At 69.5% G+C, this 1,572-nt stretch carries 1 protein-coding gene; it reads right to left on the bottom strand.

Annotation, left to right across the window (positions count from 1 at the left end; all coding sequences use genetic code 11):
• Nucleotides 1–24: 24 nt before the first annotated feature.
• The coding region (locus tag ABZ920_RS30475) for an acyl-CoA carboxylase subunit beta (RefSeq protein ID WP_361512074.1) at nt 25–1,572 on the bottom strand (1,548 nt) is incomplete at its 5' end.

Here is a 1,572-nt window from a genome sequence, read left to right as displayed (position 1 = left end):
GGGCCCGTGGTGGGCCCGCCGGTTCTACTGCGGGGGGTTGCCGTGTTTGCGGGAGGGCAGGTCGGCGTGTTTGGTGTGCAGCATCGCCAGGGAGCGGATGAGGGTCTGCCGGGTGTCGGCGGGGTCGATGACGTCGTCGACCAGGCCGCGTTCGGCCGCGTAGTAGGGGTGCATCAGCTCGGCCTTGTACTCCTTGACCATCTTCTGCCGCATCGCCTCGGGATCCGCCGCCTCGGCGATCTGCCGGCGGAAGATGACGTTGGCCGCGCCGTCGGCGCCCATCACCGCGATCTCGTTGGTCGGCCAGGCAAAGGTCAGGTCCGCGCCGATGGACTGGGAGTCCATCACGATGTAGGCGCCGCCGTAGGCCTTGCGCAGAATCAGCGAGATCCGGGGCACGGTCGCGTTGCAGTACGCGTACAGCAGCTTCGCCCCGTGCCGGATGATCCCGCCGTGCTCCTGGTCCACCCCCGGCAGGAAGCCCGGCACGTCCAGCAGGGTGACCAGGGGGATGTTGAAGGCGTCGCACATCTGCACGAAGCGGGCCGCCTTCTCGCTGGCCTCGATGTCCAGCACACCCGCCAGCACCTGCGGCTGGTTGGCGATGATCCCCACGACCTGCCCGTCCAGCCGGGCCAGCGCGCAGATGATGTTGCGCGCCCATCGCTCGTGGACCTCCAGGTACTCGCCGTCGTCGACGAGCTCCTCGATCACCTTGGCCATGTCGTAGGGGCGGTTGCCGTCCGCCGGGACCAGGTCCAGCAGCACCTGCGAGCGCCGCTCGACCGGGTCGGCGCACTCCACCCGCGGCGGCGTCTCCCGGTTGTTCTGCGGCAGCAGCGAGAGCAGGTACCGCACCTCCGCCAGGCACGTCTCCTCGTCGTCGTAGGCGAAGTGGCACACCCCGGAGGTCTCCGCGTGCACGTCCGCCCCGCCCAGCCCGTTCTGCGTGATCTCCTCACCGGTGACCGCCTTGACCACGTCCGGGCCGGTGATGAACATCTGCGAGGTCTCCCGGACCATGAACACGAAGTCCGTCAGCGCCGGACTGTAGGCCGCACCCCCCGCACACGGGCCCAGCATCACCGAGATCTGCGGGATCACCCCCGACGCACGCGTGTTGCGCTGGAAGATCCCGCCGTAGCCGGCCAGCGCCGAGACACCCTCCTGGATCCGGGCCCCCGCACCGTCGTTCAACGACACCAGCGGCGCACCCGCCGCGATCGCCATGTCCATGATCTTGTGGATCTTCGTCGCGTGCGCCTCACCCAGCGCACCCCCGAAGATCCGGAAGTCATGGGCATACACGAACACCGTGCGCCCCTCCACCGTCCCCCACCCGGTGACCACACCATCGGTGTACGGCCGCTTCGCCTCCAGACCGAACCCCGACGCCCGGTGCCGCCGCAACTGCTCGACCTCCTGGAAGGAACCCGCATCCAGCAGCAGCTCGATCCGCTCCCGCGCCGTCAGCTTCCCCTTGGCATGCTGCGCCGCGGTCGCCTTCTCACCCGGACCCGCCACCGCCTGCGCACGAATCCCGTGCAACTCGGCGACCCGCCCACGGGCGTC

The sequence above is a fragment of the Streptomyces sp. NPDC046831 genome (assembly GCF_040645305.1).
In the GTDB taxonomy this organism is placed as follows: Bacteria; Actinomycetota; Actinomycetes; order Streptomycetales; family Streptomycetaceae; genus Streptomyces.
This window is presented reverse-complemented; position numbering and strand designations above follow the sequence as displayed.